Source organism: Pseudoalteromonas sp. QJM3NY_12 (genome assembly GCF_056173165.1).
The window spans coordinates 1950003-1967974 of the sequence record NZ_CM149661.1 but is presented as its reverse complement, the minus strand read 5'-3'; the positions used below and the strand labels follow the sequence as shown (position 1 = coordinate 1967974).

Annotated in this window: 13 protein-coding genes and 1 riboswitch; of the genes, 4 read left to right on the top strand and 9 right to left on the bottom strand. The window is 40.3% G+C overall.

The genetic code is table 11. From position 1 onward, the window contains the following. Positions 1 to 28: 28 nt before the first annotated feature. On the bottom strand, positions 29 to 685 hold the full coding sequence (locus tag AC0VZ5_RS09075) for a nitroreductase family protein (RefSeq protein ID WP_475472498.1): 657 nt from the start codon (positions 683 to 685) through the stop codon (positions 29 to 31). 127 nt (positions 686 to 812) lie between these two features. On the opposite strand from AC0VZ5_RS09075, the gene AC0VZ5_RS09070 reads away from it, so the two are divergent. Beyond that, positions 813 to 1754 (top strand): LysR family transcriptional regulator, encoded by a 942-nt coding sequence (locus tag AC0VZ5_RS09070; protein WP_475474756.1) that lies wholly within the window; start codon positions 813 to 815, stop codon positions 1752 to 1754. A 20-nt stretch (positions 1755 to 1774) separates the two neighbouring features. Here the strand turns inward: AC0VZ5_RS09070 and AC0VZ5_RS09065 are convergent, their stop codons facing one another. The 3 genes from AC0VZ5_RS09065 to AC0VZ5_RS09055 form a co-directional block, all read right to left on the bottom strand. Next, positions 1775 to 2665 carry a dienelactone hydrolase family protein gene (locus tag AC0VZ5_RS09065; RefSeq protein WP_138607544.1) on the bottom strand — a complete coding sequence of 297 codons (891 nt, stop codon included), beginning with the start codon at positions 2663 to 2665 and terminating at the stop codon, positions 1775 to 1777. A gap of 129 nt (positions 2666 to 2794) precedes the next feature. Further along, a complete protein-coding gene (locus AC0VZ5_RS09060) occupies positions 2795 to 5947 on the bottom strand; it encodes an efflux RND transporter permease subunit (protein ID WP_475472496.1) in 3153 nt (1050 codons plus the stop codon). Between the two features lie 3 nt (positions 5948 to 5950). Next, positions 5951 to 7123, bottom strand: a complete 1173-nt coding sequence (locus AC0VZ5_RS09055; protein ID WP_138607540.1) for an efflux RND transporter periplasmic adaptor subunit — start codon at positions 7121 to 7123, stop codon at positions 5951 to 5953. 171 nt (positions 7124 to 7294) lie between these two features. Here AC0VZ5_RS09055 and AC0VZ5_RS09050 point away from each other — a divergent pair, with 171 nt between their 5' ends. Continuing rightward, positions 7295 to 7558, top strand: coding sequence for a YkgJ family cysteine cluster protein (locus AC0VZ5_RS09050; protein WP_041708812.1), 264 nt, complete (start codon positions 7295 to 7297; stop codon positions 7556 to 7558). A 651-nt stretch (positions 7559 to 8209) separates the two neighbouring features. Here AC0VZ5_RS09050 and AC0VZ5_RS09045 read toward each other — a convergent pair. Continuing rightward, positions 8210 to 10063, bottom strand: a complete 1854-nt coding sequence (locus tag AC0VZ5_RS09045; protein ID WP_475472493.1) for a TonB-dependent receptor plug domain-containing protein — start codon at positions 10061 to 10063, stop codon at positions 8210 to 8212. Between the two features lie 202 nt (positions 10064 to 10265). Here AC0VZ5_RS09045 and AC0VZ5_RS09040 point away from each other — a divergent pair, with 202 nt between their 5' ends. Next, positions 10266 to 10772 carry a peptide-methionine (S)-S-oxide reductase gene (locus AC0VZ5_RS09040; RefSeq protein WP_475472490.1) on the top strand — a complete coding sequence of 169 codons (507 nt, stop codon included), beginning with the start codon at positions 10266 to 10268 and terminating at the stop codon, positions 10770 to 10772. Between the two features lie 203 nt (positions 10773 to 10975). On the opposite strand, the gene AC0VZ5_RS09035 is transcribed toward AC0VZ5_RS09040, so the two are convergent. The 4 genes from AC0VZ5_RS09035 to AC0VZ5_RS09020 form a co-directional block, all read right to left on the bottom strand. Further along, a complete protein-coding gene (locus AC0VZ5_RS09035; RefSeq protein WP_055012621.1) occupies positions 10976 to 11527 on the bottom strand; it encodes a DUF4136 domain-containing protein in 552 nt (183 codons plus the stop codon). A 105-nt stretch (positions 11528 to 11632) separates the two neighbouring features. After that, positions 11633 to 14425 (bottom strand): AAA family ATPase, encoded by a 2793-nt coding sequence (locus AC0VZ5_RS09030; protein ID WP_475472488.1) that lies wholly within the window; start codon positions 14423 to 14425, stop codon positions 11633 to 11635. Then, positions 14422 to 14970 (bottom strand): condensin complex protein MksE, encoded by a 549-nt coding sequence (locus tag AC0VZ5_RS09025; RefSeq protein ID WP_010388659.1) that lies wholly within the window; start codon positions 14968 to 14970, stop codon positions 14422 to 14424. Before AC0VZ5_RS09025 ends, AC0VZ5_RS09030 begins: the two co-directional genes overlap by 4 nt. A gap of 5 nt (positions 14971 to 14975) precedes the next feature. After that, positions 14976 to 16247 carry a hypothetical protein gene (locus AC0VZ5_RS09020; RefSeq protein ID WP_475472485.1) on the bottom strand — a complete coding sequence of 424 codons (1272 nt, stop codon included), beginning with the start codon at positions 16245 to 16247 and terminating at the stop codon, positions 14976 to 14978. Positions 16248 to 16443: 196 nt separating this feature from the next. On the opposite strand from AC0VZ5_RS09020, the gene nhaD reads away from it, so the two are divergent. Then, complete coding sequence (nhaD, locus tag AC0VZ5_RS09015; RefSeq protein WP_475472484.1) at positions 16444 to 17691, top strand: sodium:proton antiporter NhaD; 1248 nt, start codon at positions 16444 to 16446, stop codon at positions 17689 to 17691. Between the two features lie 98 nt (positions 17692 to 17789). Continuing rightward, a riboswitch (Lysine riboswitch) is annotated at positions 17790 to 17962 on the top strand. Positions 17963 to 17972 lie beyond the last annotated feature (10 nt).

Sequence of the window (17972 nt, the reverse complement as noted above, 5' to 3'; positions counted from 1 at the left end):
CCTACTATTTAAAGTGAGCAGTTATGACTTATAAAACCTGAATAATTTGTTCTTTGCTTAAACGTGATTTTGGCAGCTTAGCATTGTAGTCTTCTTCTGCGTCATGGTAGCCCAGCGCAAGTGCGACATCACAGATGTAGCCGTCTAATTCGCTTGCGAACTCTTCGCCAATCAGTTGTGCATCAACGCCTTCCATCGGTGTGGTATCAATCCCTAAGCGTGCTGCTGCATGCATAGTATTGCCTAAAGCAATGTAGGTTTGTGCTTTAGTCCAGGCGGCATTATTACCCTGCTCATCGGTATTTAAATCCACAAACGCAAAGGCGCCAAAAGCTTGATCGCGGTTTTCTGTTTGAGTTCGGCCATTTTTTATATCTGCATCAATTACTTGGCCATAGTTTTCACGGGTATATTGCGGATTATGAGCGAATAAAATAATGTGTGATGCCGCTTTAATGTGTGGCTGATTAAATTGAAACTTATTAGCAAAGGTACTGTGCATACGCTCTTTTGCGGCATCAGATTCAATCACAATAAATTTCCAAGGCTGTGAATTAATTGACGAAGGAGAAAGACGCATAGCATTATACAATACCGCTAAATCGTCTTGAGAAATGCGCTTTGTAGCATCATAACGTTTAGCGGTGTGGCGGCTTTCAAGATCGCGAATAATAGGGTGAGTCATAGTCTCTCCATAATAAAAAAGGGCTGATAAATAGTGTTCATTGAGTGTATGAACAGCATAATACAATTTGCTTTATTTAAAATAAACAGCATAATTATTGAATCATTATCAAATAAAAATAGATAATATGCAGGTTGATGACTTAAAACTGATTTTAAAAGTAGCTGAGTGTCGAAGCATTACGCTAGCAGCAGCCAAGTTAGATATGCGCACAGCAACGGCCAGTGCTGCTATTAAGCGTGTAGAGTTGGCACTTGGCTGTGAATTATTTATTAGAACCACTCGCCATTTGCGTTTATCTAGTGCAGGGGAGCGATACATTCCCCAATGCGAACAAGCTCTGGCCGTGCTTGAAACGGCAAGGCAAAACCTTAAAGGAGAACATGATGCCATTGAAGGGGAGTTACGGGTAGCTACCTCATCTGATTTAGGGCGCAACTTAGTGATCCCTTGGATTGATGAAATCATGGATAAGTACCCAAGTGTGAGCTTGCGTACGCACATTAGCGATAGCAATATCGATTTTTTTCGTGACTCGGTTGATATAGCACTACGTTATGGCTCACCCAGTGATAGTAGTGTATATGGATTTAAAATTTGCAACGTACCGCGACTACTCTGTGCTACACCTACCTATTTAGCTAAATATGGTGAGCCAGAGCACCCAGATGATTTAGCGCAGCATCACGGATTATTTTACCAGCTGCAAGATATTATCAATAATGTGTGGGAGTTTACCGATGGCGGAAAAAAATACAAAGTAAAAATGCAGGGCAGACGTGCCTCAAATGATGGCGATTTAGTTAGGCGTTGGTGTGTTGCAGGTAAAGGTTTAGCGGTTAAATCAGCGTTAGATATTGCCGATGATTTATTAAATAAACGCGTTGTTACTGTGATGAATAATTACCAGCATACCTGTGGTGAGCTGTGGCTCATTTGCCCAAGCAGGCAATCGATTACTCCCGCTGTACGACTATTGCGTGATGTGTGCAGAGAAAAAACCGCTCACTTATTGAATCAGCTAGTAAAGCAGGGGATTGTTGATAAACGTATATTAATTAACGAGTAACAAATACACGTTTAGTAACGTTAACTTAAATAGTTTTTAAAAAACGCCAAGGTTCGCTGCCAAGCAAGTTCGGCACTCTTTTCATCGTAACGGCCAGTTGAGTCATTGTGGAAACCATGGTTTGCACCTTCATACTTATGCATGATGAACTCAACATTGTTAGCATTTAAGCTTTGCTCATACTCAGGCCATGTAGCGTTAACCCGTTTATCAAGTTCACCTAATTGAATCATTAACGGCGCTTTTATATTTTTGTGTAAGCTTTCACTTGCAGGTGTGCCATAAAAGGGCACGCCCGCGCTCAATAAGTTACTGTCTACTGAGGCTAAATAATTAACAATATAGCCACCAAAACAAAAACCAACCGCGCCTAATTTACCATTACTATTTGGCTGTGCTTTTAAAAAGTGAGCAGCGGCTACAAAATCATTTTGTATTTTAGTGCGATCAAGGGTACGTTGCATGGCTCGACCTTCATCGTCGTTGCCTGGGTAGCCACCCAGTGGGTGCAACGCATCAGGGGCAAAGGCAATAAAGCCGACTTTAGCCAGTCGCCTTGCAACATCTTTTACATACGGATTTAAGCCGCGATTCTCGTGTACTACTAATACAACAGGTAGCTTGCCTTGTGTATTTTTTGGAACCACTAAATAGCCTTTACCCGAACCATGACCATCAGGCGAATCAAATTCTTGGTAAGTGGCTTTTATGTCATCGTCGTTAAATGAGACCTGCTCAGCTTGAGCGTAATTAGGTAATAATGCACCTGTAAGTACTGTCATTGAAAAGCCCAATGCGGCTAAGCCACCGAGTTTTTTCATAAACGTGCGTCTATCAATTAAACCATGAGCGTATTCGTCATACCAATCAAATGCTTCTTGAGGAATGTGTTCAGACTGAGGGGAGGTCATAGTAGTGCCTTATTTTATTATGATTATTTAATACCATAACGTAAAAGGCATAAAAAACGAGCAGTTTAATTTATAAATAAAAAGCTCGGCATAATTATGCCGAGCTTTTTTGGTTGGGATTTTACTGAATTAACTATTGGTCGTTGCTGGTTGGCCATCGACAATAGGGTCTTTACCGCGCCACTTTCGAATTATGCGTTTTGTATCTTCAAGCGCAACGTACTGACACGGTATAAGAATAAGCGTAATTACTGTGGCAAACAGCACACCAAAGGCGAGTGATACTGCCATAGGTATTACAATTTTTGCTTGTAAACTGGTTTCCATAATAATCGGCATTACGCCAATAAAAGTAGTAACAGAGGTTAGTAATATCGCTCTAAAGCGACGCGCTCCGGCTTGCATTACCGCTTCTTTTATTGCCACACCTTCTGCACGGGCTTTGTTTACAAAATCCACCATAACAAGTGAATCATTAACCACTATACCGGCTACAGCGATAATGCCGAACATTGATAATCCGCTCATTGTCATACCTAAAGCCATATGACCGAACATAGCACCCACAACACCAAATGGGATCACCGACATAATAATCAGTGGCTGAGAATATGAGCGAAGTGGAATGGCCAGTAGCGCAAAAATAATCATTAATGAGATTGCAAAATCACGTAGTTGTTCATTAGCACTTTCCATCTCTTCTTGAATACGCCCTGCAACATTACTTTTTACTCCAGGGTAGTTTTTAAGCAGTGCTGGTAAGTAAACATCACGAATTTCTTGTGCAATGGCAAATGGCTCTACTTCGTCACTATTGACCGCAGCCCACACATTAACAGTACGATTTGAGTTTTCACGTCTGATACTGCTTACGCCGTCAACTAGCTTGACTATAGCTATTTCACTCAAAGAAACTTCAGCGCCCGCAGGAGTGATAATACGCGTATCTTGAATGTTGCTTATTGAGTTACGCTCGCTTTGCGGGTAACGAATCATTACTTTGATTTCTTCACCTTCACGCAGAATACGCTGTGCTTCAAGGCCGTAATAGCTAAAGCTTACTTGAGAGGCCACATCAGCAAGGGTTAAGCCCATACTGTAAGCAAGTGGTTTTAAATCAAGTTGCACTTCGTCGGTGGCACTTTGCAGTGAGTCATTTACATCACCCACACCTTCCATACTTTGTAACTTAGCTTTTAGTTTGCTAGATACTTCTTTTAACTCGTCGGCATTTTTTCCTTCGAGTCTAAAGCTAACGTCGCCATCATCACGACCACCACCAAAAATACTATCTTGAATGGTGAGTGTTTTAAGCCCCGGTAGCGGTGGCATTTTTTCACGCCACATAGTGCTTAGCTCAAAGGTATCGATTGGGCGTAAGTGAGGCTCTACTAAAATGGCCATAATACTCGCATTAGTACGACCACGCAGACTAACAGACAAATCACGGATCATAGATTGGCCATACTGCTGCTCTAGTTCTTTATCGACGCTCAGTAATACATTTTCTATTTTACGCGCTGTTTCAAGCGTGGCTTGCTCAGAAGAGGCAAGGTTCATTTCTAGCGATATACGCGGAAAATCATGCGGAATTTTAGGATTTGGTACAAATTTAACCATTCCACCGGCAAAGAGTCCTGCACTGACAATTAAAATACATAAAAAGCCAATAATCACGGTATAGCGATAATGGATACAACGACCGATAAATGGAGTGTAATAATGTTCAACAAAATGCTTTAAGCCACTATCAACTGCATTACGTAATTTATGTAATGGGTTTTTAGGATTAGGCTTACGCGGGTTCATTGCTGCGATGTGTGCAGGTAAAATTAGTTTTGATTCAATCAGTGAAAAAATTAAGCATAAAATAATCACTACACCAATTGCTTTCGAAAACGCAGCGCTCGGCCCTGAAGCCATTGCTTGAGGTAAAAATGCAGCAATAGTGGTTAGTACACCAAAGGTTGCTGGCATGGCTACACGTTTTACACCACGAATAACGTTGTTAAGTGAGTGCCCATGTTTTTCAATTTCAGCACTGGCCGACTCACCTACAACAATGGCATCATCAACCACAATCCCTAAAACAATAATAAAGGCAAACAAAGACACCATATTAATAGTAATGTCTAAAAAGCCGATAGGCATAAATAAGAATGCCCCTAAGAAAGACACTGGTAGGCCCATCATTACCCAAAACGCTAATCTAAGTGGTAAAAACAGCGCTAATACCAGCATAACTAAAATACCGCCCCACACCATATTATCGACCATCATGTCGAGGCGACCTTCAAGGTAGTATGTTAAATCAACGATGGGTGATAACTTAACGCCTGCAGGAAGTTGATCGGCTTTGTCTGCTAGGTACTTTTTAAGGACTTTAGCAACAACGGTAATGTCTTGATCTTTTGAGGCATCAATTTCAAACGACAGTGAATTTTTGCCGTTGTATTTCGAATATAGTAAGCCTTCTTCAAAGCCATCATTTATAGTGGCTACATCGCCTAATTTAATTTGAGCACCGTCTGGTAATGTAATTAGCGGTAATTTTTCAAATTCACCGCCACGATAGGCTTGCTTTTCGACACGCATCGAAATGTAGCCAGTATCAGAGCGAATTTGCCCCGCCGACATATTAGTAGAAAAGCTTTGTACCGCATTAGATACATCTCTAAATGTGAGTCCGTATTCGCGAAGTTTATCAGGGCTAATTTCAATACCAATTTCGTAGTCTAAGCCACTGTAAAAATCAACTAGGTTTACATGAGGAAGGTTTTGCAATTCATCCTTAATATCATTGCCAAGTTCTTTTAACTGGTAATAACTCATATCACCATAAAGCGCGAGTATCATTACTTCTTGCTGAAATTTTTCACGCTGAACAACAGGGCGTTCCATACCTGCAGGAAACGTATTAATTGAATCTACTTGCGCTTTTATTTCATCTAGCGCTTCTTTGGCGTCATATTTTTCTTCAATCTCAACCCAGGCTTGTGCATAGCCTCGATTAGAGTAAGTGATTAAACGCTTTATACCTTCGGTTCCTTCAAGGTTTTCTTCAATTTTTATAGTAATGCCTTCTTCCACTTCTTGTGGTGCGGCACCAGGGTAAACAGCTTGAATACTTACCCAGTTACTCTCAAATTGAGGGAACGCTTGCTTACGAATTGTCAGCGCGGTTAATAACCCACCAATCAAGATAAAAATCATGATTAGGTTAGCTGCAACGGGGTTACGCGCAAACCACGCAATTAACCCTTTTTCATCAGTTGTGGTCATCGTTTACTCTCCTTTTAATGCAAGTTGAGTAACGTCTGGTTTGGTCACAGTGTCTTCAATTTTTACTGCCATTCCTTCGCTAGGGTATTCAAGAGCAGAAGTTATCAGTTGTTCTCCCTCTGCTAAGCCTTGATTTGCGATGACCATGCCATCTTGTTCGCGAATAATATTGAGTGTTTTAAATGACAAAGTTAAATCATCGTTTAACACTGCAATTTTATTATTTTTAACCAGATGATGAGGAACAACAATAGCGCCATTAACGGCGCGACCTTCAATTGTAGCGTTTATATATGAGCCAAAACGAAGTGGCTGAACCCCTTCATATGGGGTTTGAAGTTGGGCAACCAAATAACTCATTCGGCTTTTTTGATCAATCACACCTTCACTTCGTACCACTTTAGCCTGCCATGTAGTTTCTTTACCTGCGTATTGTGCATTAAATTCAACTGTTGCACCTATGCCACTATTATTAAGGTATTGCAGCTCTTTATCGGCAACAGGTAAACGCACCTCGGCGACCTCAGTTGAACTAAGAGAGCCAAAGCTATTACCAGGATTAACTACAGAGCCTAAACTAATGCTGCGCTCGTTTATAATCGCATCGTAGGGAGCTTTAATATATGTGCGTTCTAAATTACGTTTAGCACGTTTTACACTTGCTTGTGCCGAGCGATATCGCGCCATTTTTTCTGCTAATTGCGGTTTACGTAAATACAGTGCTGATGCAGTAACATCGCTTGAGTCTGCTTTAATGCGTTCCCATTCGGCTTTAGCAACATGCGCTTGTGCGCGTTCAATTTCGAGTGCTGAGCTTGCTTGGGCAAGGCCTGCCTCTGCTTCAATTAAATCAGCTTCATAATCATTTGGATCAATTCGTGCTAAAATGTCACCTTGCTTTACAAAGGCACCTTCAACAAATTGTTCTGCAACTGAAATAACTTGGCCACTCACCTGAGCAATCAGCTCAGTGCGGTCTTTTGGTTGCACAATACCGTACGATTTTACATCGAGGGTAATTGCATCAAGGTGGACTGGTTGTGCTGCAACCAAAGGGCGCATGTCTTGGGGGGGCTTTTCTTCTGGTGGCTTTTTCATTGCAGAAAAGCCTGCTGCGAGGCCAATGCCACCAACAAGGACCGCGATCGGAAGTATTATTTGTTTTTTAGTCGCCACAGGGCATTCCTTCATAAATTGTGCTGATGGGCTAATGATACGCAATAAAGTGTTTACAGTGTGTTTGAAGATGTAACAAGTCATTGCACAAAGCGGTTACAAATAGAACGAAACACGCTATTTATGTACAAAGCAGCAACAAAACAATTGAAATTTATTACTGAGGTTAGAATGAAAACACAATCAATGGCGTGTCGTTTAGGCTGTGGAGCATGTTGTATTGCGCCGAGTATTAGCTCGCCAATTCCAGGTATGCCAAACGGTAAAAAGGCCGGAGAACGTTGTATTCAGCTGGATGAACGAAATTTATGTAAGCTATTTGGTGATGAGTCGCGCCCAAAAGTGTGCAGTGACTTTAGTGCCACGTTAGATGTATGCGGGACAACCAATGAACAAGCATTAACGTTAATTACCGAATTAGAGCAATTAACCTAATTTATTGTATTAAATACACATATATTTACAATTAATACGTTTGAAAAGTGTTGATAACCTGAACTCCGGATAATAAATCCATCTCAAGCAGCTATTTTCAGCGCTAACTGCGTTGAATTTACTTGCAATAGGCTAGCTATTGACGCGTAATTTCGCCTTGTTTTCACTAAAAATCTCTAGCTTGAGAAAATAAACATAAATATCATTTTGATTCAATATGTTAGTAAATCTCTTAACCAGAGTTCAGGTTAGATACTTACTTTGTGTTTCTAAAAGTAGTACTGAGAGAGTGCAATTAAGTATCCACTAAGCATTGTCGCTAGTGTTACCTCATTTATTTCTCATTTAATTCTCTCAGTTCATAATTTTTTAATTATAAATGCACAAAGAGGGCGAAGAGGCGCTGCGCTTTAAGAGTGAGTGACTTAGACATAAAGTTATTTGGCTTAGTTACTAGTGATTTCTCATTCACTTCTCTTTGCTCATACTATTTCAATTATGCATGTACACAGAGGAGGGGATTCTGCGCTTTTAGAATACTTAGGGAGGGCTGCTAAATGAGGTTTCTGATTCAGCTTTCTACTAGTCTGTTTCTTATTTTAATTAAAAAAACAAGCTCAGCGTGGAGTAAGCCCTCGCTGAGCGATAAAGTTACCAGCTATACGTGGCACTTAGTGTATATTGCTCGCCGCGCCCTGGCGTACCTGGAATTTCTTCAAACGACTCATCCCACAAGTTATCAGCCGCAAGACTAATAAAGAAGTTAGGCACAGCTGGCGGAGTTATTTTTACCGTCAGCTGAGTAAATAGCGCTTCGTCGCCTGAACGGCGCAGCGCATTGTTATGCTGTTTACGCCACTCATTATCTACACGAAACTCTAATATATCCATTGGGTTCCAAATCGCACCGAGTGTTACACGATGATCAGGAAAATTTAAGGCATAAAAGCTAGCGTCAATATTTTCAGCGCCGTAGGTTTCTGTTTTATGTAAGTACGCATAGCTGGCAATAATTTCTGCGTTATCAAATTGTTTAGTGGCTAAAAACTCAAGGCCTGTAGTATCAATATCAACAGGCTGTGCAAATCGTGCTGAGCTTGAATCAAAGTTAAATGTCCAATCGGTTAGGTTGTTATCTTTACGATAAAAAAGCGCTGAATTAAGCTGCCAGCTTTGTTGCTCAAGCAATAAGCCCAGCTCTAAGCTTTTGGTGGTTTCACGTTCAAGGTTAGCGTTACTTCTAAACAAACCACCTGATTCACTGCCACCAATGGCGGTGTAGCCTGCTACTTGGCTTGCCTCGGCATACGATAAATACAATGTTCGCTCAGTGCCATCGTTATTTTGGGTATTGAAACTAACATCACCAATTAGCGATAGCTCAGAGTCATCACGACTGGTGTTATCAAATGTAGCCCCTAAACGTACAGTTAGTTGCTGATCACTTGCAAGGGATGTTGTGTATTCTGGTAATAAACTAATCTTAAAGTAGTTACGTGAAGTAAAGTTATTTTCAAGGGTGGTGGAGTCAATACTATCTTCTATATATTGCGCCGAGTAATTAACCGCAACTGACTTTGTTTGCGCATGACGACCTGAAATAGCCAATGATTTTACTTGTGTTTCATGAAATGCTTGGAACGCGCTTGGGTTTTCTCTTGAATAAACATAATGATCGTTATGCTCGCGGTAATAAGCGGATACTTCAAATTCACTGTTGGTAGCATAGGCTTGTTTATGGTTGAGCATCCATAATTGAGTTTCTAAGTCTTCGGTTTCATTGACACCAAATGGGGTATAAAGGTTTGGCCAACCAAAAAACTTTTCTTGTAAGCCGTAAAATAAATCAGTTTGTGAATCGCTCCCAGTTAACTGCACTCTGCCAGAAGTACGGGTAAAATCATGGTCGCCAAAATCAATTGAACCATCACTTTGTGAGTGCGAATATTCACCTTCAAAACCAATATGCCAATTAGCGTTTGCTTCAAGTGGAGAACTCAAACCTGCATGAATTGTTTGTAAGTTAAAGTCATTTGAGCCTGCGCCCAAAGAGACACTGCCACCGGTTGTTATTGGTTTCCAAGCAAACGACACAGTACCCACAGAGCTATTCATGCCATAAAGTGCGTTATCGGCTCCGGTTAATACGCTGGCACCCGTTAGCATTTGTGGTGCAATAGGAATTTCTGCAAAGTAGTGACCAGACTGCGGGTCGAGTAGAGTTGCACTGCCGACTCTAAAGCCGGTATTTTCAAAAATCCCCCCGCGTATCGTTACATCAGCTTGTGCTTCAGCCATATTGCGTGATTGCAAGTCAACACGCGGGTCGTACTCTAAATTTGAAATAGGTGAATCAAATGTACCAACGGGTAAGGTATTGGCAGTGGGTGACACTTCAATTGTTATTTGTTCTATGGTTGCTGTTTCTTTACTCTGTTCTGCATAAGCAACAGTCGAAATACTGGCGAGTACAGCCGGTATAATAAGGTGCGGGGCACGATTCATATCATTATTCTCATTTTATGCAATGGCGCTAACAATTAAATACCTATCACTTTTTATCACATGATAAGGTAAGCTCACTAAGCTAGGGTGATTTTGGGCGCTATTGTACATTAATGATAAAAAACTGCATTTGAGAATCAAACCTAGCGTTACAAAATAGTAACTCTGCATCCCATAAATTATTTACATTGGTCACTTTATTATGCAAACACAACAATCGAGCCATTCATTAAATCAGCACACACTTTATTTTGCTGGTGGTTGCTTATGGGGCGTGCAAGAATTTATGAAGTATTTACCTGGAGTAGTGACTACTGAGGCGGGGCGTGCCAATGGCACGAGTAACACAACACAAGGTGAATACGATGGCTATGCCGAATGCGTGAAAGTAACCTTTGATGCCCAAGAAGTAACATTAAATGAATTAATCGGCTATTTTTTTGAGATTATTGACCCATACAGTATCAATAAACAAGGTGACGATGTAGGGGAAAAATACCGCACCGCCATTTTTAGCCAAGACAGCAATCATTTAAACATTGCTAGAGAGTATATTAGCCAGCGGGGCGATGCCAAAAAAATAGAGGTACAAGTAGCGCCACTGACTAATTATGTCCCTAGCGATCCCGAGCATCAAGACCGTTTAACCAATCACCCTGATGATTATTGCCATATCCCACTTGATTTATTACACAAGTATAAATCGTAAATTTGTTAATGAAATCACGTTTAGTAAGTAATTAGAAGTTATCGCTTCTCGCGCTTTGGCCTTTAAGTTACATTTAACTCATTGTTTTTTTTAGACGAGCAGCTTGCTGACATGATGGGCGAAGCGCGGAATTATTTTATTTTAAAAGCTCTTAAAACTAAAAAAGCCCGCAAACATGCGGGCTTTTAAATATTAATTAAAGTTTATTGCTGCGCTTTAGGCGGAAAGTTGCTTAAAATATTGGCAACCGTTTCTTTAATGGTGGCTTCACGTTGTGATGGGGTTTGTTTTTTCTTTAAACGACCATCTTTAGCACCACGCCAAATTAGTTGGTTTGACTCACGATCAATAATATCGATAACTAACGTGCCTACTTCATATTCGCGTGCGCTTACATCGTGATTAAAGCCTGTGCCCCAGTAACCCCAACGTGCACCGTAGCCTACGTTAAAGCTATCAACTTCGAGCTCTTTATCTACACTTGCATGGTAGTTAACAAGTACATCAGCTTGCGCTACGTCAACCAATTGCATACCTAATTGTTGGCTTAGTTGGTTGTTTACCGCATTGCGAACGCGTTTTTCCATCAGCCCACTGATTTGGTAGTTATTCGTGTCTTTGGTTAGACTCGCGTTTTCTACCCAAGCAAACGTTTTGTAGTTACTAAAGTTTGCTGATTTATCGTAATCCCAGTCGGGCGTTTGTGTACAGGCGGTTAGTAATGCCAGTGCTGCGACAATAAATATGTGTTTCATTCCGTTTGCTCCAATAAAGTGCGTTTGTTTAAACTACCATGGGCGAGGTTAATTTAAAATCTTTAAAATAAGTGTAACTGGCTAAGATGAATAGCCAATTAATTCTTAGTCCAGTAGAGAGGCTTTATGTTCAACCTCAATCCAATCTTTTTCATCTACCCAGTTTTGTGCGCCGTCTTTTACTGAACGAATTGGCACAATATAATCACAACTTATTTGCGGTTTAACCGAGGCAAATATTGGCACAAAGCCAAAGCTCAGGGCAGTTTCTATAATTGCCTTTTGATTTTGCGGGTCGATATCAGCCGCTTCATCTATATAAATAGGTATACGGTATAAGTTTTGTTCCTGATCGCTTAATAAATAACGAATAAACAACATGCCACATAATAGCTTAATGGTGATACGTGTACCATTTGAGCCAGCCGAGTCTATCTTTTCAAAGTGCTCGGTTTCACCTGCACGGTTAACCACTTCAAAACGAATATCAAATAAATCAGTTAATGTAAGGCCTGCTTTGTCTGAGGCGAGTTTAATTAAATGATCTTTTGCCTCGTTTACCGCACTCTCGCTATAAGGTTCTTGGCTGAGTAAATCGAGCGTATCGCCTTGTTCAAATTGGTTAGAGGTACTGATAATGGTATCAATACTATCTACCAACATTTTGCGCGGGATAATATTAATTTTAAACGCTTGCAGGTTTGAGATGCGGTGCTGGCTAATGCCTTTATTAAAGCTATTCATTTCACGGCGTAAGCGGTCTAAATCTTCGCGCAGTCCTTTAATTGTAGCGGCTACTTCGGTGAGGGCAACGCGACCTTGGCGCTCAACTGCATCGCGCTCGTTATCAATGTTATGAAACGCGCTAATAAGCTTTTGATATTTACTAAACTCATCGTTTTCGTTATCAAACTTAGTGATACCGGCATTATAAATATGCATATAGGTATTACGTACATTTATATCGAAATTACGTAGCTCTTGGCAGTCCTTATTAAAGTGATGAATTAAATCGCTTAAATTATCAAAATCGATTTTTATATCAATCATGTAAGGCGTTACTTTACCACTGTATAAATCTAAAGTGTGGTCAATACGCTCAGTTTTAACTTGGCGTAAGCGCTCTGTTTGACGATTAATTTGCGCTTGTTTTGATTTGATTAACGAGCGTCTATCAGCAATTGAGCCACTGTTTTTTTGAATATCTTGTAGGTAATCGTCAACTTGTTCGCGCTCGACTAAAAGCTGTTCTTTTAGCATTGCTTGGGCGTCAACTGACTGTTGCATCACTTCAAATTGCTCTAAGCGTTTAAGTGCACTTTCTGCACTCATAAGCTCCTCGTATAGCGCGTCTTTTTCTTTTTGTTTATCAGCAACATTGGCGGCCACTTCGCGCTGTTGTTTAAACTCTTTTAATGATTGCTCAAGCGCGGTTAACTGAGCGCTCAGTTGCTCTTTATTTTCGCCGCTTTGCATTTGTACTGGTGAGAGCTTTTTAAGTTTAATACTGGCACCAGGTAGGGTGAGTATACCGCCTTTAACATTTTCGCTCAGCTGTGATAAAAATTCACCAAAGGCATCTTCGTCATCAATGGTTATATCGCCATTGCTGGTGGTGGCAAAGGAGAGAAGATCGGGGTTTAATAGCCGCGATATTTCCTCTACTTCTTTCAGTGATAAATCTTCACGCATACGAGTGAATAAATTAAATTCTAAGTTTTTAAGTTGTAACTTTAAGCTTTTAATTTGTTTTTGTGTTTCACCAATACGGTAATCAAGGGTGTGCAGACTTTGCCCTTGAGCACTCGTAATAGAGTGTGACAACGACTCGTAGTCATTTTTTAACTGCGTTAGGTTGCTTTTGATAGTGGCTTTATTAACCAGCTCAAATTCACTTTTAAGGGCGTTGAAATCTAAAAACCATTGTTCAATTTGAGTTTGCTTGCGCTCTATATCGCGCGATTGTTGCACGTATAGCCCTTGCTTTTGTTCAAACTCGTGTTTTTCGTGCTCAATATCTTCAAGAGCGATGTTGAGCTCGCTTAGTTGCTCTTCTTGGTAAGCATCAAAATCAATCAGTGCTTGGTCAATTTTTGGTGCATAAGCGGCCAGTTTACCTTTAAGAACGGTTTGGTTTTCAAGCATAGATTCAAGGGCGGCTATGGGCTCTTGCATTGATTCTAGCGCTTTTAATTCACGCTTTGCGCGGTTTACTTTATCAAACGAACGGCGCCAAACCTCATAAAAGTCGACCTTAGAATTTGACATATGTCGTTCAAACACACGCAACATAAAACGCTTAACGTCGTTTGCGCCTAATTTATGTAAATTAAGAATACGACGAAATATTTCTTTGTATATTGCAGAGTCTTGAACGTTGTTGAGGGGGATCATTTTTAAATTGATCTCACCGTCAAATTGCGTTGCTCCGCCAGTAAGTAGGGCGTTTAATTCTTGTGCCTTAAGCTCTATTGGGTTGAAACCTTGCTGCTTTAAGTGATTAAACAGCTTGGTAAACTTAATAATGGTATTGCCTTGGGTGTACTGGGCTAAATCAAGCTTACCTTGATAGCAAAAGTATTGGTGTGCATAACCGGCAATTTTACCTAAGCCGGCTACGCCAATGACGACTGAGCCATGGGGCAAATCGGCTTGCAATAAAATGTACGATTGATCTGATGAAAAATAAAACTTACGGGTTTCATCTAAATCGTGGCCATCCCACTCGGTTAGGCGTAAATCGTTAATTAGCGGAAATTGCAGTGCATTAATTACTGAGCTTTTACCTGTGTTGTTAGGGGCACAAATCGAGCTACTTTTATCCAGTGGGATCACACATTTTGCATAGCCTGCGGTATTTAGTAGGGCGAGTTTACTCAGTCCGTATAAATTTTTCATTGCTCGTCCTCACTAATAAAGGTCTCTTCGTTTACTTCCATTAAGGCATCAATATAGCGGTGAATAGGGGCTTGCAACATAAAGCCACCTTCTACTTCGCGGGCAAGGCCTAAACGTACCATGCGTAAATACACATCTTTTCGTAAGTCAGAACCCGAAAATATCTCAAGCTGATCAAATAAATGTTTATTAAGTTGCACCAAGGTTTGCATGAGCTCTAAATCGTTTGGCTCGTCAAATAATGCGCGCATTGGGTCTTTACCTGTATTGGCAAAATGCTCTATTAAAATGTAAATAGTGAGCGCTACAGCGCGGGAAATCTTACCCATGTTTGGGGTGCTTTCATCGCTGGCAAAATAATAAAAACCACGGCTATCGTGTTTTAACTCGTGGCCTAGTGCTGTAAATAAGGCAGTATAAGCGTCTATTTGTTGGTCAAGCTCTTGCCACATTACGGTGTCTTGTTCGCAAATGTGGTAACCGGCGACTAATTTTTTATTAATGGCTTGTAAGTGAGAAAGCTCATCTAAGTTTATATGGGTCATGGTGATTACTCGTGCTCGGCTTTATCAGCCTGAGGCTCTGAATTAAAGGGATATAAATTAAAGTGCTGGCCTGCAATGTTAACGCGAGCTTTTTTATCGCTTTGGCTAATTTCTAGGGTGTTATCGCTTACCAACTTTTGATACAAAAACAACATTTCATCGGCTTCAAGTTCAGGGTAGCTTTCGTTTAAAAATTGCAGCAAAGGCTGTGGTTTTTTACGCTGCTTTTTAAAGCGTTTGGTAAATTGCGCTTTTACATCGTGGTAGTCAGGAATGTTTGGCGTAACAAACGCGGGCACATCATTTTGTTCTGGTAGCTGATATTCGTGGTGTTCAAACTCAGCTAGGCTTGCCATATAGGCAACAATATGACGCTGTTGACCCAGTGAATACTTTTGCGCATCGCTTACAAAATGGGGTTGCACGGCGCTGAGCATATTATCCACCCCGTTTTTACGAATTAGCCCTAAAACTTTTGCCGCTTGGCGGGTAATAAGGTTATTACGGCGCAACTCTTCACGCAGTGGCATTAGCATATCGGCACTTTTACGTAAGCTTGTCCGACCAACTAGATGCATTTCGAGAATACGGGTACGTAATTGCTCAAGCATACGTTTATCACTGTACGCTTTACCTGAGCGTTCAATATGTTCTATTTGGGTGCTAATTTGTTGCTCAATTAGAGTAAAACAGGCATGAAAGTCGCCTCTAATATCGACCATTTCCAGCATGGGTTCTATATATTCATCAAACGCTTCTATGACGGCTTTGTAGCGCTTTTGCAGCGATTGCACCGCGTTATTTGATTTGGCTTGCTCAACAATATTTAAAATGGCGTTTTCGTTGTGTAAAAACAGCTTAATTATTTTACGAACCCGATCATCCATAATGCGGCTAAAGCGGCGTAAATCATCAAAATCTTCCATTTCACCGGCATTAGACAGCCGATTACCTAAGCGAGCTAAATCATCAACCAATACGCTTATTTCTTGTGCTAAGCCTAAATGTTCTTCTTGAAGTAAAAAGGTAGCAAAGTCCGCAATGGCACGGTTAATTTCTAGTTGTGACGATTTAGCCAAGGGAATAATGATTTCTTGATTTAATAACCGATTGGTTTCTTTATAAATACGCTCATTATTCCATGTCGGTTGCTTTTGTTTTATGGCATTTTGTAAATCTTTAATACTAAAGTCGGCCATTTTAAAGCGTTTAAATAATAGCTCTAATACACCCCAATGCTCAGTGAGGGTATTAAGTAGCTTTTTAGCTGGGATCATAAGGCGTTACAACATCCTAGTATTCGTTATTTTATATTTCTTGAACTTATATGGTATTCGTTTTTGCGACGATTTAATAATAGTTTTTACACTCGCTTAGTGATAGTATCCGCGCCGAATATAGGCACATAGAGTGTGTACCTCTATTTTTTACATGGTTTCAATTTTTACTTAAACCCGAAGGTTGTTTAATATCATGGTTTCCTCGATTATCCTGACGCTGATAGCGATTGCATTCTTGCTTATCGTTATTGAGGATGTGATTCACGTAAACAAAGCCAAAACGACATTATTTTTTGGTACACTTTGTTGGATTATCTCCTTTATTTTTCCTATTAATGGGCAAAGCCCTGAAACGATTCAAACCCTCCTTGACCACAATATTTTAGAAATTGCTTCCTTATGGCTGTTTTTAATGGCCGCAATGACCTTTGTTGCCTATTTAAACTCCAAAGGACTTATCGAAAATGTTGTGAACCGGATAATGCCATCCAGCATTAGTGAACGAAAGCTAATGTTTTTGGTAGGGTGTTTTGCATTTGTATTTTCATCTATTTCCGACAACGTAACAGCTACACTGATCTCCTTGGCTGTTATAATGTCATTAAAGCTTGAAGCCAAAAAGTTAGTTAAGTACGCCACGCTTATTGTATTTGCTGTAAACTCAGGGGGTGTATCACTTATCACAGGTGATGTAACCACACTTATGATTTTCCTTGATGGTAAAGTGACTATTAGTCACTTATTATTGTTAATTGTGCCTGCATTATTAAGCGTATTATTACTGGCTACTCTATTATCAATTGGTATGAACAAGCAGTTAGAGTTTAAAAAGACTAAATTTAAACGAATTGAAAAAACTGACATTACTATCGCTGTTATTTTCTTCACTACCGTTATTTCTACCCTTACTTTAAGTGTTTTATATAGTGTGCCGCCGTTACTTACCTTTTTACTCGGCCTGTCTATTATGTTTTTAGTCGCGCAATTTTTAATGCGCAAAAAAGACATCAATAAAGATATGATCGACTTTATACGTGACATAGAGTACGACACCTTACTGTTTTTCGTAGGTGTGTTATTACTTGTTGGCGCATTAAAAGAAGTCGGCGTGCTAAGCCAATTTACAAACCTGTATACAGTGATGGCGCCAGAGTACGCAAACTACTTAATGGGTATTTTATCGGCCGGTGTTGATAACGTGCCACTAACGGCTGCGTTACTAAAAGCCGACATTGTAATGAGTCAACAACATTGGTTGTCGTTTACGTATGCAACCGGTGTGGGTGGTTCAATGCTGATCATTGGTTCGGCGGCTGGTATTATTGCTATGAGTAAGGTTAAAGAACTTACTTTTGCAAGTTACCTTCGTTTGTCGTTGTATTTGTTAGTGTGTTACACCTTTGGTTATGCTGGCTCTTACTTTATGGGTAGTTTTATTTGATTTTATAATAAAACGACTTGACAGCTAGACGTCTAAACGATAACTTTCAAAGCCGCACTCTTAGTGCGGTTTTGTTTTATTAGCCACAGGTTAATAATACATTCAGAAGAGGTGCGATACTTAGGTACTTAATGTGAGGCAACGACAGCCTGCGACCATTAAGGAGGGAAGTACTCGCCGAGGAAAATAATGGGTCGTTACCATTGTTTTTCGGTTTATGGGGCTGAATCCTCAAAACTGTCACCAATTTAGGTGGAGAGCTTCTGGCAGTAGATTTTTCT

Coding starts and splice junctions, on each gene's coding strand:
- AC0VZ5_RS09045 (WP_475472493.1), bottom strand. CDS start 10,063: ATGAATCGTGCCCCGCACCTTATTATACCGGCTGTACTCGCCAGTATT.
- AC0VZ5_RS09025 (WP_010388659.1), bottom strand. CDS start 14,970: ATGACCCATATAAACTTAGATGAGCTTTCTCACTTACAAGCCATTAAT.
- AC0VZ5_RS09060 (WP_475472496.1), bottom strand. CDS start 5,947: ATGACCACAACTGATGAAAAAGGGTTAATTGCGTGGTTTGCGCGTAAC.
- AC0VZ5_RS09040 (WP_475472490.1), top strand. CDS start 10,266: ATGCAAACACAACAATCGAGCCATTCATTAAATCAGCACACACTTTAT.
- AC0VZ5_RS09035 (WP_055012621.1), bottom strand. CDS start 11,527: ATGAAACACATATTTATTGTCGCAGCACTGGCATTACTAACCGCCTGT.
- nhaD (WP_475472484.1), top strand. CDS start 16,444: ATGGTTTCCTCGATTATCCTGACGCTGATAGCGATTGCATTCTTGCTT.
- AC0VZ5_RS09075 (WP_475472498.1), bottom strand. CDS start 685: ATGACTCACCCTATTATTCGCGATCTTGAAAGCCGCCACACCGCTAAA.
- AC0VZ5_RS09070 (WP_475474756.1), top strand. CDS start 813: ATGCAGGTTGATGACTTAAAACTGATTTTAAAAGTAGCTGAGTGTCGA.
- AC0VZ5_RS09065 (WP_138607544.1), bottom strand. CDS start 2,665: ATGACCTCCCCTCAGTCTGAACACATTCCTCAAGAAGCATTTGATTGG.
- AC0VZ5_RS09030 (WP_475472488.1), bottom strand. CDS start 14,425: ATGAAAAATTTATACGGACTGAGTAAACTCGCCCTACTAAATACCGCA.
- AC0VZ5_RS09020 (WP_475472485.1), bottom strand. CDS start 16,247: ATGATCCCAGCTAAAAAGCTACTTAATACCCTCACTGAGCATTGGGGT.
- AC0VZ5_RS09050 (WP_041708812.1), top strand. CDS start 7,295: ATGAAAACACAATCAATGGCGTGTCGTTTAGGCTGTGGAGCATGTTGT.